Source organism: Exiguobacterium sp. HSB13 (assembly GCF_056764755.1).
Map to the genome: position 1 here is coordinate 335,436 of NZ_JBUZOM010000001.1, position 14,911 is coordinate 350,346.

The 14,911-nt window shown below is 47.5% G+C and carries 19 protein-coding genes; 16 read left to right on the forward strand and 3 right to left on the reverse strand.

Translation table 11 applies throughout. The features are described 5' to 3' along the window. Positions 1–6 precede the first annotated feature (6 nt). On the forward strand, positions 7–624 hold the full coding sequence (locus ACZGCQ_RS01735) for a hypothetical protein (protein ID WP_481265192.1): 618 nt from the start codon (positions 7–9) through the stop codon (positions 622–624). 63 nt (positions 625–687) lie between these two features. On the opposite strand, the gene ACZGCQ_RS01740 is transcribed toward ACZGCQ_RS01735, so the two are convergent. Next, complete coding sequence (locus ACZGCQ_RS01740; protein ID WP_023467672.1) at positions 688–1,347, reverse strand: type 1 glutamine amidotransferase domain-containing protein; 660 nt, start codon at positions 1,345–1,347, stop codon at positions 688–690. A gap of 67 nt (positions 1,348–1,414) precedes the next feature. After that, positions 1,415–2,269 carry an aldo/keto reductase gene (locus tag ACZGCQ_RS01745; protein ID WP_481265193.1) on the reverse strand — a complete coding sequence of 285 codons (855 nt, stop codon included), beginning with the start codon at positions 2,267–2,269 and terminating at the stop codon, positions 1,415–1,417. Between the two features lie 165 nt (positions 2,270–2,434). On the opposite strand from ACZGCQ_RS01745, the gene ACZGCQ_RS01750 reads away from it, so the two are divergent. The 11 genes from ACZGCQ_RS01750 to ACZGCQ_RS01800 all read left to right on the forward strand — a co-directional run bounded on the left by ACZGCQ_RS01750 (position 2,435) and on the right by ACZGCQ_RS01800 (position 11,521). Beyond that, positions 2,435–2,965, forward strand: coding sequence for an NUDIX domain-containing protein (locus tag ACZGCQ_RS01750; RefSeq protein WP_023467674.1), 531 nt, complete (start codon positions 2,435–2,437; stop codon positions 2,963–2,965). Positions 2,966–3,066: 101 nt separating this feature from the next. Continuing rightward, positions 3,067–3,549 carry a ferric iron uptake transcriptional regulator gene (gene fur, locus ACZGCQ_RS01755; RefSeq protein ID WP_023467675.1) on the forward strand — a complete coding sequence of 161 codons (483 nt, stop codon included), beginning with the start codon at positions 3,067–3,069 and terminating at the stop codon, positions 3,547–3,549. A gap of 125 nt (positions 3,550–3,674) precedes the next feature. Then, a complete protein-coding gene (xerD, locus tag ACZGCQ_RS01760) occupies positions 3,675–4,559 on the forward strand; it encodes a site-specific tyrosine recombinase XerD (protein WP_481265194.1) in 885 nt (294 codons plus the stop codon). A 118-nt stretch (positions 4,560–4,677) separates the two neighbouring features. Further along, positions 4,678–5,850 carry a phosphopentomutase gene (gene deoB, locus ACZGCQ_RS01765; RefSeq protein WP_047391041.1) on the forward strand — a complete coding sequence of 391 codons (1,173 nt, stop codon included), beginning with the start codon at positions 4,678–4,680 and terminating at the stop codon, positions 5,848–5,850. Between the two features lie 18 nt (positions 5,851–5,868). Beyond that, positions 5,869–6,681, forward strand: coding sequence for a purine-nucleoside phosphorylase (locus ACZGCQ_RS01770; protein ID WP_029341181.1), 813 nt, complete (start codon positions 5,869–5,871; stop codon positions 6,679–6,681). 47 nt (positions 6,682–6,728) lie between these two features. Then, a complete protein-coding gene (locus ACZGCQ_RS01775) occupies positions 6,729–8,030 on the forward strand; it encodes a pyrimidine-nucleoside phosphorylase (RefSeq protein WP_023467679.1) in 1,302 nt (433 codons plus the stop codon). A 93-nt stretch (positions 8,031–8,123) separates the two neighbouring features. Beyond that, positions 8,124–8,768, forward strand: coding sequence for a hypothetical protein (locus tag ACZGCQ_RS01780; protein WP_481265195.1), 645 nt, complete (start codon positions 8,124–8,126; stop codon positions 8,766–8,768). Between the two features lie 82 nt (positions 8,769–8,850). After that, a complete protein-coding gene (locus ACZGCQ_RS01785; RefSeq protein WP_481265196.1) occupies positions 8,851–9,855 on the forward strand; it encodes a S66 family peptidase in 1,005 nt (334 codons plus the stop codon). A gap of 103 nt (positions 9,856–9,958) precedes the next feature. Then, a complete protein-coding gene (locus ACZGCQ_RS01790; protein WP_023467682.1) occupies positions 9,959–10,396 on the forward strand; it encodes a peptidylprolyl isomerase in 438 nt (145 codons plus the stop codon). A 97-nt stretch (positions 10,397–10,493) separates the two neighbouring features. Next, entirely contained in the window at positions 10,494–11,021 is a 528-nt protein-coding gene (locus ACZGCQ_RS01795; protein WP_029341185.1) for a type 1 glutamine amidotransferase domain-containing protein, read from the forward strand. Positions 11,022–11,173: 152 nt separating this feature from the next. Continuing rightward, the gene (locus tag ACZGCQ_RS01800; RefSeq protein ID WP_029341186.1) at positions 11,174–11,521 is read left to right on the forward strand and encodes a GNAT family N-acetyltransferase; all 348 of its coding nucleotides are present in this window, start codon (positions 11,174–11,176) and stop codon (positions 11,519–11,521) included. A 17-nt stretch (positions 11,522–11,538) separates the two neighbouring features. Here ACZGCQ_RS01800 and ACZGCQ_RS01805 read toward each other — a convergent pair whose 3' ends face one another. After that, a complete protein-coding gene (locus ACZGCQ_RS01805; protein ID WP_029341187.1) occupies positions 11,539–12,003 on the reverse strand; it encodes a DUF309 domain-containing protein in 465 nt (154 codons plus the stop codon). A gap of 92 nt (positions 12,004–12,095) precedes the next feature. Between ACZGCQ_RS01805 and ACZGCQ_RS01810 the strand changes: the two genes are divergently transcribed. The 4 genes from ACZGCQ_RS01810 (at position 12,096) to resA (ending at position 14,891) form a co-directional block, all read left to right on the forward strand. Beyond that, positions 12,096–12,851: a segregation/condensation protein A gene (locus tag ACZGCQ_RS01810; protein ID WP_023467686.1), complete on the forward strand. Its 756-nt coding sequence runs from the start codon at positions 12,096–12,098 to the stop codon at positions 12,849–12,851. Beyond that, complete coding sequence (gene scpB, locus ACZGCQ_RS01815; RefSeq protein ID WP_023467687.1) at positions 12,841–13,413, forward strand: SMC-Scp complex subunit ScpB; 573 nt, start codon at positions 12,841–12,843, stop codon at positions 13,411–13,413. Before ACZGCQ_RS01810 ends, scpB begins: the two co-directional genes overlap by 11 nt. Then, positions 13,413–14,174, forward strand: a complete 762-nt coding sequence (locus tag ACZGCQ_RS01820) for a pseudouridine synthase (protein ID WP_023467688.1) — start codon at positions 13,413–13,415, stop codon at positions 14,172–14,174. Before scpB ends, ACZGCQ_RS01820 begins: the two co-directional genes overlap by 1 nt. A gap of 126 nt (positions 14,175–14,300) precedes the next feature. Further along, entirely contained in the window at positions 14,301–14,891 is a 591-nt protein-coding gene (gene resA, locus ACZGCQ_RS01825) for a thiol-disulfide oxidoreductase ResA (RefSeq protein WP_023467689.1), read from the forward strand. Positions 14,892–14,911 lie beyond the last annotated feature (20 nt).

Consider the following 14,911-nt stretch of genomic DNA (forward strand, 5'->3'; position numbering starts at 1 on the left):
TAAACGATGTATTTTAATGATTACGAAGACTGGATTGAAGAAGAAGCGGAAGCCTTATTTCGCTTACATCAGGAACCGTTGACACGAGAAGCAACGTCGTATTCGCAATTCACGGCGTATGTAGAAGAAGCACTACTTGAACCGTTGTTACTGAAACTACGTTGGCTCGGAGAAGCGGAAGAAGAAGAGATTCTAGAACAAGCGGATCCGAGCGTGTGGGAGAATGCCATAGGCAATTCGGAAGCCTCCCTTCGTCGAGATGTATTACGACGAGTCGTCGAGCGAGACTTTACTGCGCATATTCTCGCGTACCTGACACCGATTCTTGAAGCTAGACAAACTGCCTATGAGGCGGAATTAGAGCAGCTTCAATTGGCGCATGCGGAACAAATGGAGGAAGTTCAACAACATGAGCAACAGATTGAACTCGGACCGCCACCTCAAAAGGTCAAAAAGTGGTGGTATCTCAAAGAAAAAGAAGTATCACGTTCCTATACAGAGGAAGAACGATCTGCATTGCAAGCTCAACAACAAAAACTCGAGGACGAGTTAAAGCGACTCGAACAAAAAACACGTGAGACAGAAGCTGATCTCGAACGATTGGATTCACTTCACCGTCTATAACGTATGAAAAAATGGAGCATGCGACATGATGTCGTGTGCTCCATTTTGTATGAATACTATCTATTAAGCTTGTGTCGCGAGTTTCGCGAGGACTAGTTTTGCGACTGCTTCACTTGAAGCCGGGTTTTGTCCTGTGACGACATTGCCGTCGATGACGGCGAATTCTTTACCTGCATCCGATGTCAGGAAAGTAGCTCCTTCACCGCGAAGTGTCGTCTCGAGCAAGAATGGTACTTTATCTTCGAGACCTGTTGATTTTTCCTCTTCATCCGTAAAGCCGTTGATTTGACGACCTGATACGAATGGTTTGCCATCGATCATGACGTGCGCAAAGGCAGCAGGACCGTGACAAACTGATGCGACGACGCCATCTTTTTTGATAACGGCTTCAATGGCACCCGCCACTTGTGGGTTATTCGGGAAGTCAACGACTGCACCGTGACCACCTGGGAAGTAGACTGCATCAAATGATGCTGGATCCACCTCAGAAAGTGCTTTCGTGTCGTGCAACGCACGGCGTGCATCTTGGAATTTCGGCAAGATTTCTTTGACGATCGATGCTTTATCGATCGGGACGTCGCCACCTTTGATCGACGTGACTGTCACGTCATGTCCTGCATCCTTGAACAGGTTGTAAGGTGCTGCGAATTCTTCGAACCATAATCCTGTTTTGTGACCATTCATGTCGTCTGCGCTTGTTGATACGATTAAAATACGTGCCATAATAAAACTCCTCCTCTGTATGAACGTTACAAAGAAGGAGATTCCCGGAGAGATGAACTATTAAACCTCACCGGTGTTCTGTGTAGTGATGAACCGGTAGTGAAGCAAGCGCCTGATCGATCTGAGATTGCGAGATCGACTCTTTCATCGCTTGGACGTTTGACTGAAGTTGTGACACGCTCGATGCACCAGGAAGGACGATGTCGACCTGTTGATCGATGGCTTGCAATGCAAGCGCCGGAAGCGGGAAATCTTGAAGTTTTTGTAGACTTGCCTCAAGCGTTTCCTTATCGAATTGTTCGAACCGATCAACCGACTGCAGGCGTGAAGCACTCTCATGTGTCAAGAGGCCTTTTGCTAGTGGACCACGAGCGACGACTTGGATGTTTTTCTCTTTTAAGCGTGGTAACAACTCTTCGATGCGACGATCGAGCAACGAATAAGGCGTCATCAAGTAAGAGAAATTACTATGCTCGAGCCAATATTCGATGACATTCGGCCGCAGTGACGACAGACCATATTCCTTGATTTTCCCCTCTGCTTTTAAATCTTCCATTGCGCGGATTGATGCATCGATATCATCATCAATCGTGCCGCCGTGGACGTAATACAGGTCGAGATAAGGGGTTTCAAGACGATTCAAACTTTCAAGACAGGCTTGTTTCAAATAGTCATAACTCGGATCCCATGTCCAACCGGTTCCGGTCGCGTTCATCCGATTCCCACCTTTTGAGGCAAGGAATAAACGACTTCGATCCTCTTGTGAGAAGGTTTGACCGATGATGGATTCGACCGCTCCGTTCGCATAGACGTCCGCTGTATCGAAGTGCGTGATTCCAGCATCAAGTGCCGTCCGCAGGATTGCCGTTGCTTCTTCCTGGCCGCGCTTTAAGATCGTCATCGTACCTAATCCTAATGACATGTTCAATTCCCTCTTTTCTTGTATGAACTGTAAGTTTGGAACTTCTGCATTCTAGTGTATCATATCTGATGAAAAAGACGGTTTCGAAGTCTTGCGGCAATACGTCGGAAACGGCATACTAATCATGACAGTGAACGAAACTAGAATAGAAATGGGGCATACATGATGGAAGAAAAAACGATTGAACGTGAAGTGATTTATGAAGGAAAAGTCTTTGATGTCGAGAAACACGTCGTCACGTTACCGAACGGCAATACGTCCGTCCGTGAACTGGTCTATCATAATGGTGCCGTCGCGATCATTGCTTTTGACGAACAAGGTGACTTGATCGTCGTGGAACAGTACCGAAAAGCATTCGAAAGTCTATCGATCGAGATCCCAGCAGGCAAGCTCGAGAAAGGTGAAGATCCACTCGATTGTGCCGGACGCGAATTAAAGGAAGAAACAGGATATGTCGCGAAAGAGTTACGACATGTCTTTGATTTTTACGGTGCGCCTGGTTTCTGTAGTGAGCGTGTACATATTTATGAAGCGATTGGTCTGACTGCCGGTGATCGTCAACTCGATGAGGATGAGTTCCTTGAGAATAAGACATTGAAGCTCGAAGAGGCGCTCGAACTCGTTGCAAATGGAACGATCGTTGATGCGAAGACGATCATGGCGATCCAGCATTGGCAGATCCGTACTTTAAAATGATTCTCATTTAAATGATTTTCAGTTGATAATCATTTTAATTTGAAAAAAGACTGATTATCAGCTATGATAATAGCATCAGTTCGAACAAAGGGGGCGTTATGATGGAAAGTCGTGTAGAACGCATCAAAAAACAGCTAAGCGGTAAAGGATATAAGCTGACTCCCCAACGTGAAGCGACTGTGCGTGTCCTGCTCGAACATGAGTCGGATCACCTCAGTGCCGAAAATGTCTTTCTCCTTGTAAAAGAAAAGAACTCCGACATCGGACTTGCGACGGTTTACCGGACGCTTGAATTATTGACGGAGCTTGAAGTCGTTGATAAAGTCAACTTCGGAGATGGCGTATCCCGATTTGATTTACGACAAGAAGGTGCGAGTCATTCGCATCACCATCTCGTCTGTATCGAATGTGGATCCGTCGAAGAGATTTTAGACGATATGCTGGAAGAAGTAGAGAAAGAAATCGTGTCCCGATTCCACTTTAAAATCAAGGATCACCGCCTGACATTCCATGGCGTCTGCCGTGTCTGCCAAGAGCGTCATGCTCGGGAAGCGTTGGAACAATCGCAAACACAAACAGTCTGACCGTCCGACGAAATTTCGGATGGTTTTTCTTTTTCAATTTTTATAGGTCAGACCTCTTCACAACGGTTTACACCTTTGATATGATGGGAAAGTAAGCGATTTCGTAAACGAAGAGGATGAGTTCAGTGCGTGAACAACTGGAAGCATTTATCAATTATTTAGTGATTGAACGGCAAATGTCCGCGAATACGGCAGCTGCGTATCGAAATGATTTAAATCAATACTTACAGACGCTCGAAAAAGCGGAAGTTTCCTCGTTCGAACAGGTTCACCGACATCATATCGTCGACCATATTGAACGATTGCTTGAAGCACGCAAGTCACGATCGACGGTTCGCCGGGCGACGAGCTCAATCCGTTCGTTCCATCAATATTTGGTCGAAGAGAGACTTGCAACACATGATCCGTCTCGTCATCTTGATTTACCGAAGCCGGAGAAAAAGTTGCCGGTCGTCTGGAGTCAAACAGACGTCGAACGCTTGCTTGATTCGGTCGTCGGTGTCGATCCGCTTACACGACGAGATGCAGCAATGCTTGAACTTCTCTATGGAACAGGCATGCGCGTCAGCGAACTGCTCCAATTGAAGTTGAACGATTTGCAACTCGAACTGGGGTATCTGTCGTGTCTTGGGAAAGGGAACAAATCCCGGATCATCCCGATGAGTACGACATCGATTGAAAGCGTTAGGACGTATCTGGACCTCGCGCGTAACAGTCTTGGTGGTCAACAAACAGATGACGTTTTCTTGAACAGTCGCGGCGATCGGTTGTCACGACAAGGGTTTTGGAAGATGATCAAACGACGGGCAAAAGAAGCGGGGATCGAAAAAGAGATCACGCCGCACGTCTTGCGCCATTCGTTCGCGACCCATCTCCTTGAGAACGGTGCCGATTTACGCGTCGTGCAAGAGATGCTGGGACATGCTGATTTGTCGACGACACAAATGTATACACACGTTAACAAAGCACGACTCCATGACGTGTATAAGAAACATCATCCACGGGCATGATGGTTCTGTCTTTTAAAGGTCTGACTTCAGACAAATGATGCGTTTTGTCTAGTCCCTTTACGGGAAAAATCGTAACGGGAATCGCACAACTACAGCTCGTATATAGGAGGAACAGCAAATGGCTCAATCATTTAAACGTGTATTTTTGGTCGTCATGGACTCCGTAGGAATCGGAGAAGCACCGGACGCTGAACAGTTCGGAGATCTTGGTTCACATACGCTCGGTCATATCGCGCGTGAACGCAACGGACTCAATATGCCGAATATGGCAAAACTCGGTCTCTCGCATATCGAACCGATCGAAGGTGTCTCAGCTGAAGAAGCACCGCTTGCGGCATACGGAAAAATGCAGGAAGTATCTGCAGGGAAAGATACGATGACAGGGCACTGGGAGATCATGGGTCTGCGGATCGATACACCATTCCGTGTCTTTGAAAAGTTCCCGGATGATTTGATTCATCGCTTAGAAGAGTTCTCAGGACGGAAGATCATCGGGAACAAACCGGCTTCTGGTACGGAAATCCTCGACGAACTTGGACAAGAGCATGTCGAGACGGGGGCGTTGATCGTCTATACGTCAGCGGACTCCGTCCTTCAGATCGCAGCACACGAAGAAGTCGTGCCGTTAGAAGAGTTGTACCGGATTTGTGAATATGCACGCGACATCACGCGGGATGATCCGTACATGCTCGGTCGTATCATCGCGCGTCCATTCCTTGGTGAAGCAGGAGCGTGGGTTCGGACGGCGAATCGTCACGACTATGCACTTAAACCATTCGACCGGACAGTCATGAACGAGCTCGAGACAGCAGGACTTGATGTCATCTCACTCGGTAAGATTGCTGATATCTACGACGGCGAGGGCGTCACGGATGCGATCCGTACGAAGTCGAACATGGACGGAATGGATCAACTCGTGACGCAACTCGATCGTGATTTCAACGGACTTTGCTTCTTGAACCTCGTCGATTTCGATGCGTTGTTCGGACACCGTCGTGATCCACAAGGTTATGGACAAGCGCTCGAAGAGTTCGATGCACGTCTTCCGGAAGTGTTTGATCGCTTAAAAGAAGACGATCTCTTGATCATCACGGCTGACCACGGAAACGATCCGGTTCATGCTGGGACAGACCATACTCGGGAATACGTACCGCTGCTTGCTTACCATAAAAATGGTGTCGCAAAACCGCTCGGTATCCGTGAGACGTTCGCTGATCTTGGAGCGACGGTCGCAGAAAACTTCGGCGTCAAAATGCCGGCACATGGAACAAGCTTTTTAACAGAACTATAATTCGAGGGAGCGATTCAGATGACAGTCAACTGGAATGAAACACGTTCGTTTTTAGAAAGCAAGATGCAGGCAAAACCGGAAATCGGATTGATTCTCGGTTCAGGACTTGGTGTCCTCGCGGATGAGATCGAAAACCCGATCGCGATTCCATATCATGAAATTCCGAACTTCCCGGTATCAACGGTCGAAGGACACGCAGGACAACTCGTCTTCGGTACTCTTGAAGGGAAACAAGTCGTTGCGATGCAAGGGCGATTCCACTTCTACGAAGGATATTCGATGGATATGGTCACATTCCCAGTCCGTGTCATGAAAGCGATCGGTGTCGAGACATTGATCGTCACGAACGCAGCGGGTGCTTGTAACGAAGCGTTCGAACCAGGTGATTTGATGTTGATTACGGATCACATCAACTTCTTCGGTACGAATCCGTTGATCGGTAAGAACGTCGACGAAATGGGACCACGTTTCCCGGATATGTCGAAGCCGTATGATGCAGAATTACTTCGTCTTGCACAAGAAACAGCGGACGAACTCGGAATTCGTGTCCGTCAAGGTGTCTATTTCGGAAACACAGGTCCAACGTATGAGACGCCAGCAGAAGTCAAGATGGCACGGATGCTTGGTGGCGACGTCGTCGGTATGTCGACGGTCCCTGAAGTCATCGTTGCCCGTCATTCAGATATGCGGGTCCTTGGGATTTCGTGTGTCTCGAACATGGCAGCAGGTATTCTCGATCAACCGTTACATCATGATGAAGTCATCGAAACGACTGAACGTGTCCGGGCACACTTCCTATCACTCGTTCGCGGTTCGATCAAAAAAATGTAACGACTATTTATAAAACTCACAAACCACTCCTGAGGAGGAACTAGATTATGCGTATGGTAGATTTGATTGCAACAAAACGAGACGGTGGCGAACTCGCAACAGCTGATATTCAAGCAATGGTAGAAGGATTCACGAACGGAGAGATTCCGGATTACCAAATGTCAGCGATGTCGATGGCGATTTTCTATCAAGGAATGTCAGATCGTGAAATCGCTGATTTGACGATGGCGATGGTCAACTCGGGTGACGTGATCGACCTTTCGCGTATCCACGGTAAAAAAGTCGACAAACACTCGACTGGCGGTGTTGGTGACAAGATCAGTCTAATCGTCGCACCACTCGTTGCGTCAATCGGTATTCCGGTTGCGAAGATGAGCGGTCGTGGACTCGGTCATACAGGTGGAACAATCGACAAACTCGAAGCGTTCCCTGGTTTTGACGTTGAGCTTTCAGAAGAAGCGTTCGTCTCACAAGTCAACGACATCAAGATGGCAATCATCGGTCAAACGGGTAACCTGACGCCTGCAGACAAAAAACTTTACGCCCTTCGTGATGTTACGGCGACAGTCAACTCGATTCCATTGATCGCAAGTTCGATCATGTCGAAAAAGATTGCAGCAGGAGCAGACAGCATCGTACTCGACGTTAAGACAGGTTCTGGTGCCTTCATGAAATCGTTCGAAGATGCAAAAGCACTCGCGACAGAGATGGTTTCAATCGGTAAGAGTGTCAATCGTAAGACGGTTGCTGTCATTACGGACATGGATCAGCCACTCGGATTTGAAATCGGTAACGCAAACGAAGTCAAGGAAGCGATCGAAGTCCTTCAAGGGAAAGATGTCCGAGACTTGAAAGTCATCGCCTTAACGATTGCATCACACATGGCAGTCCTCGGTGAGTTCTACCCGACGTTCGACGAAGCATATGCGGATCTCGAAACACGTCTCGGTAACGGAGCAGCACTTGACGTCTTTAAGAAGTTCATCGCAGCTCAAGGTGGCGACGCGTCACTCGTTGACGACATGACAAAAGCACTTGAAACGAAATACGAAAAAACATTCGTCGCTTCAAAAGCAGGTTATGTCTCTGAAATCATCGCTGACGAAGTCGGTGTTGCAGCAATGATTCTCGGTGCAGGACGCGCGACGAAAGCAGATGAGATCGATCACGCAGCAAGCGTCACGTTGCACAAGAAAGTCGGCGACCGTGTCGAAGTCGGCGATGTCATCGCAACACTTCGTTCAAACAAAGAAACACTCGATCAAGCAATCGAAAAAATGGATCACGCGTACCATATCAGTGAAACGAAACCAGCAGAACGCCCGCTCGTTCACGCTGTCATCCAGTAATCCATCCGATAAGCAATATCTGAGTAGTGGACTTCGTCCGCTACTCTTTTTTTATGGTAAAATTTTAAGTGTAAAAATATGGGAGGGGAGTATATGAAACGTTGGATAATCGGGATTGCCAGTCTAATTGGAGTCATCGGAGGTAGTGCCTTATTGATGACTTTCGCTTTTACACAGGACATGAACTCGGATGGAGCGAAAGAGACTGAAGTACAGCGGAAAGCAAAAACTTACTTAGAACAGCATCTTCCGGAAGCGAAGGTGACCGGTAGTCTTTACGACAACATGGGCAATTTTCCATTTGAATATGCCGCACGCGCGATAGACGAAAAAACGAATACTGAGTTTTTCGTCTATCAACAAGAGGAGTCGGGGAGGTTCGTTGACTCGTATCATGCGTCACTTTGGGAAGATCGATTAGAGCGACGGATCCCGTCGCCGACTCTCGAACAACTGAACAATCAATTGAGCGTGACCGTACTTTATGACAACGATAAAATACAGCGGCTAGGTGACGCGCGTTTTGATTCAAAGGCTTATTTAAGGAAGGAAGTCGCTCCGACGCTCTTAGTGGACGTTCCACGTAAGCGACACGAACAAGATAATGCGCAGGTCACAGCGTGGGCAAAGTCGTTGCGCGAACAAAAGATTCTTCAACATATGACAGTCAAGGTCGATTATGTTTCGGAAAAAGGAGAATTGCTTGAGAACGGAGATTCGCTCTTCGTGAAGTTGTAAGATGGATGGAAAAATGAGAGTACGCGGTTCCTATTCAATTTGTTATACTGGGAATACTTGTAATGAAAAAGGGGGAACTTTCGTGAAACCACCACGCTTACAAAAAGGGGATAAGATTGCCATCGTCTCGCCGGCGTCTGCTGTCGCAGCATACGTACCGCGTCGTCTTGCCCGCGGTATCGCAACACTTAAAAAAATGGGCTTCGAAGTCGTCTTGATGCCGAACGCAACGGCTGTCCATAGTCATACGGCAGGGACGATCGGCGAACGGCTGCAAGACTTACATATGGCGTTCGCAGATCCATCGATCAAAGCGATCATCTCGACGATCGGTGGGTTTAACTCGCACCAGTTGCTCGACGAACTCGATTATGAATTGATTCGGAACAATCCGAAAATCTTTGTAGGCTACAGTGATATCACAGCACTGTTTGCTAGCATCTACCAGCAGACAGGACTGACGACGTTCGTCGGACCCGCACTACTGACGCAGTTTGGTCAATTCGATGGTCTTGATCCGTATACGGAAGAGTCGTTCAACCGTACGTTCATGCAGACGGAGCCGATCGGTCGGATCGAAGCGTCTGAAGAGTGGACGGACGAGATTTTACGCTGGGATGTTGCGGACGACCGAAGACGGGAACATCTTCCGAACGCGGGATATACGATCGTTAAGACAGGCGTTGCAGAAGGGCCGATTCTGACGGGGAACACGGGAACACTTTTACTGCTTGCCGGAACACCATACTTGCCATCGTTTGATGGTGTCGTCTTGATGCTCGAGGATGACGAAAGTGAGACACCGGAAACGATTGACCGCTATTTCACGCAATTACGACACATGGGTGCGTATGACAAGATTGCAGCACTCGTCATTGGGCGTTTCCCGCGCAAAGTCGATTTTGATCCGGAATTTGCGCTGAAAGATATCATTTTACGCGCGACGCGGGGCTATGATTTCCCAATCATTCTTGATGCGGACTTCGGACATACGGATCCTGTTGCGACACTGGCGAATGGAGTACGGATTCGTGTCGAAGCAACGGATTCGGTCACACTCGATATATTAGAGGCAGCTGTCGAGTAAAAAGGTCTGCACGACGCCCTGAAATTTGGTACACTGTACCATGGAATCACGATCTCGAATCGTGACGAATCTCCTGCTGAAAAGCACGAAAGGTTGGTCAAACATGCAAAAAACTGGTCATATCTTATTAGAAGATGGAAATAAAATCGAATTCGAATTGTTCAACGATGAAGCACCGATCACGACTGAAAACTTCGAAAACCTTGCAAATTCGAACTTCTACGATGGATTGAACTTCCACCGTGTCATTCCAGGCTTCGTCTCACAAGGCGGATGTCCAATCGGAAACGGTACAGGCGGTTCAGGAAAAACGATTCCTTGCGAAACGTCAACATCATACCCACACAAACACAAAGCGGGTTCACTTTCGATGGCACACGCTGGTCGTAACACAGGATCAAGCCAATTCTTCATCGTACACGAGCCACAACCGCACCTCGACGGCGTACACACGGTCTTCGGACAAGTGACTTCAGGTCTCGAACATGCACAAAAAATGAAGCAAGGCGCTGGCATCAAAGAAATCCGCGTCGAAGCGTAAGTTCTTGCTCCTCTTCGAACGTTCGAAGAGGAGTTTTTCTTTTTTTAGATCCGGGTACAATCAGTAAGGGAAGTTAACTCGAAAAGGAGTGTTTGTCATGCGGTTAGAAGGAAAACGAATCATCCAAGTCGTCAGCAATGACTTCGAGGATTTAGAATTATGGTATCCTGTCCATCGCTTACGTGAAGAAGGGGCAATCGTCGATATCGTCGGAGAGAAGGCGGATGAGACGTACATTGGGAAGTATGGTGTCCCGATTAAATCAAATAAGACGTTCGATGAGATCAACCCGTCGGAATATGATGCGATTCTTGTTCCGGGTGGTTGGTCACCCGATTTGTTACGTCGCTTTGACTCCGTTCTGAATATGGTGCGTCATTTTGACCAGAACAAGCAACCGATCGGTCAAATCTGCCACGCTGGTTGGGTGCTGATCTCTGCAGGCATCCTAAAAGGTGTCAACGTCACGAGTACGCCAGGAATCAAGGATGATATGACGAATGCAGGTGCGATTTGGCACGATGAAGCAGTCGTCGTCGACGGGCATATCGTCTCGAGTCGTCGTCCGCCCGATCTACCAGACTACATGCGTGCCTTCATTCAAGTGATGGAAGAACAAGCATGACTCAGATGCAGGGGACGTCACGAGACGGACTCCTGCATTTTTAGTGGATTATGAAAAAAATGCAGTAATTCTGTGTGAGAAGGTGTAGAATGAATGAGTCTCAGTCGTTCATGCTCCTGAGAGTTGTTGAAATTAGGAAGGTGTAGAATCACATGCTAGTAAAATATAAGAAGTTGAATGAACGGACCGCGATGGGGCTGATCGCCTTTTCGTGCGAAGTGAAGGATCCGAAGTATTTGCTTGAAACGGTTCAAGCCTATGAACAGGAAGAAGACCAACGCTTGTATTTGTACAAACAAGATGAGGATTTCGTTGGTGTCATCGGGTTTCAATTAATGGATGGCCATGCTGAATTGAAACATATCGCCTTATCGCCGTCATTCCGGGGAGAACGGATGTCGTATCTCTTACTGGATGAAGCAACTAAGCTTCTTCGAACGGATATTACGGGTGCGACCGAAGAAACGCAACGCCTCGTCGACAAATGGAAAAATCAATAAAAAGACCGGTCCATGGCTTAGATGGACCGGTCTCTTCGGTTTTGTAACGCTTCTTGTCGTGCAGTGACGACGTCCGTACGATCGCGCAAACGGTGTTTATGCGTCACATAATCGAGATCAGGTGCTGTCGCTTCAAGTGCGACGGTTCGGATGACGTCTGAGAAGACAGGTAACGGGATGTGTCGATAGACCGGATCTGTGAAGTGATCGCGATGATCGAGTAGGCGTGAGACATCGATACCAGACGTGATAAGCGCTGCTCGGTGGCGTTCGATCTTATCGAATGCCTTACTGTACGTCCGTTGTGCACCGGATTGGTTATTGCGACGATGATGATAGCGGGCGACGGCCAGCTGGATCAGACCGACAAGCGCCTCGTCCTGACGTTGTCCTTCTTGCCAGACTTCCTCTAAAATTTCATGGCACTCGAAGTAATCGTGCCGGATGTTGAATTCAAATACGAATCGTTCAATCGGATTCATGGAATCACCTCTTCCTTTGAATATAACATAGTCGAACCCACCAGTTGTATGGTATACTAAGGCGCAAAAAACGTTGATGGGCAGGGAGAATCATGGAATCATACAGTGTAAAGATGGATGCGTTTGAAGGCCCGCTGGACTTGCTGTTACACTTGGTTGGTAAATTAGAAATCGATATTTATGATATATCCGTTTCCATGGTGACGGATCAATATGTGTCCTATATCCGTGCGATGCAGCATCTTGAACTAGATGTTGCTAGTGAATATCTTGTCATGGCAGCGACGCTGTTGCAACTGAAAAGCAAACAACTCTTGCCGATCGAACAGACGGAATACGATGAGATTCCTGATTTCGAGGAAGAACCGACACGAGAAGGTCTGATTCAACAGTTGATCGAGTATAAAGCATATAAGGAAGCGGCACTCGTCCTGAAAGAAAAGGAAGAGGCACGCCTTGAGCTGTTCTCGAAACAACCAGAGGATTTGATGCGTTATCTCGACACGGATGCACAAGAGTATAATGGTACGTTATCTCTAAGTGATTTATTACGTGCCTATGAAAAAATGCGCCAACGTGAAGCTTGGAAGGTACGTCGTTCGAAGACGGTCAAACGAGAAGAACGTTCACTCGAGCAACAGATGGAGTCCGTTGCCCGCTACGTCGCGACCCGGGAGCGTACGACATTCTTCGGCTTTTTTGCGGAGCAACCGACGGTCGAAGAACTAGTCGTCAGTTTCCTCGCTGTTCTTGAGCTTGTGAAGCAACGGGTCATTGATTGTGAACAGATGACCGATGATATCCTATTGCGGAGCATGGTGAAGGAGGAGAGTCAGATTGGCGTATGAACAAATCATTGAGAGCCTGTTATTCGTCGTCGGAGACGATGGGATCGATCCACGTGGTCTCAGTCAAGCGCTAGAGATCAGTGAAGCGGCAGCACGTGAACAGTTGCTGGCTCTTCAAACGACATTCGAAGCAGAGCAGCGTGTGCTCCAAATCGTGGAGTCGGGTGGTGTCTTTAAAATGGTGACACGAAAAGAAATGTCGCCGTATATTCAGGCATATGCCGGTTCGCTCGCAGAAGATTCCTTGTCTCGAGCAGCAATGGAGACACTCGTCATCATCGCATACAAACAACCTGTCACACGTGCTGACATCGAAGTCGTTCGTGGTGTGAAGACGGAGCGTGTCATCCATACGTTAAGTGCAAAAGGTTTAATTGAAGAGGCGGGACGCGCCAAAGGTGTCGGTCGCGCAAAATTGTATAAAACGACGGATCATTTCCTGGACCATTTTGGTCTAAACAGTATTGAAGAGTTACCGCCACTCGAGTTCGAAGAAACGTTCGAATCGGATGGAGATCTCTTCTTCCGGAATGATCCTTCATTAGAGGAGAGAGTGAATTAATGGAACGGTTACAAAAAATCATCGCACAAGCAGGTGTCGCTTCGCGGCGTAAAGCAGAGGAATTGATCACAGCAGGTCGCGTCAAGGTCAATGGAAAAGTCATCACGGAGCTTGGAACGAAAGTCGGAGCACGTGCAGAAGTCGAAGTAGACGGCGTGAAGCTTGAGCGTGAAGAGCACGTCTATTACATGCTCTATAAACCAACAGGTGTCGTCTCGACGGTTGAAGACGATAAAGGACGTAAGACGGTCGTTGATCTCGTACCACCCGGACACCGTGTCTTCCCAGTCGGTCGACTCGACTATAATACGAGCGGTCTTCTTTTAATGACGAACGACGGTGAATTCTCGAACCTGTTGCTTCATCCGAAATATAAGGTACCGAAGCGCTACATCGTCAAAATCAAAGGTGTGCCAGAATACTTCCACGTCAAAGGTCTTGAAAAAGGTGTTGTCTTACCGGATGGTTTCAAGACAGGTAAAGCACGTGTCGAGATGCGAGATATCGATAAGAAGAAAAATACGGCGATTCTTGAAATGGTCATCTACGAAGGGCATAACCGCCAAGTCCGTCAAATGGTCGAGACACTCGGTTCGGAAGTCTTGAAGTTGAAACGTGAACAGTTCGGTTTCTTGACACTGGCAGGTCTTACTTCTGGCGAGTGGCGTGAACTTTCAAAAAAAGAAGTCAATCAATTGCGTGAGCTAGCGGATCCAGCCGCTCCACCTACGAAAAGACGTAAGAACACAAAAAAACGTTAATTTGTAAAGCGAGAAGCTCATCCTCCGGGTTGAGTTTTCTTTTTTTGTGACAAAACGATTAACGAATTTCACATTTTGTCAACGGTAAAGCGATTTCAAGTACAATATGGGTGGAGGCGGTAAAATATGAAAAAAACGAAACAAAATCCGGAAGAACGCTTAGCAGCGGCCCAGCAAAAAAAGAAAAAACGCTCCTTCTGGCGTCTAATGATCATGACGATCGTCTTGTTCGCCGGAGCAGTCGTCATCATGCAATTCGTCGATCAAGCGACACGTGATAAAAACGGTCGTGTCATGGCAGGCGATGATGCCCCTGGTTTCGCACTCGTTGATCTATATGGTGAGAAACAGCACTCGATGGACGAGTATAAAGGAAAAGGACTTTTACTCAATTTCTGGGGAACATTCTGTGAACCATGTAAGAAAGAGATGCCATTGATCAATGACAACTATCAGATGATGCAAGACCAGGGCGTCAATTTCGTAGCGGTCAATGTCGGTGAAACACCAGTTCGTGTCTCAAGCTTCATCAAGGATATTGGCGGAACGGACTATCCGATTCTCATGGATACGAACAGTTCGGTCGAGAAGGCTTACGGGATCTACAACTTACCTGTGACGTTCATCATCAATAAAAAGGGTGAAGTCGTCGAGAAGTATGAAGGTGAGATTGATCAAGCGAAGCTCGAAGAGATGGTGAAGAAGGCGAACGAGTAACGCATCGAAGGGGGATTTAA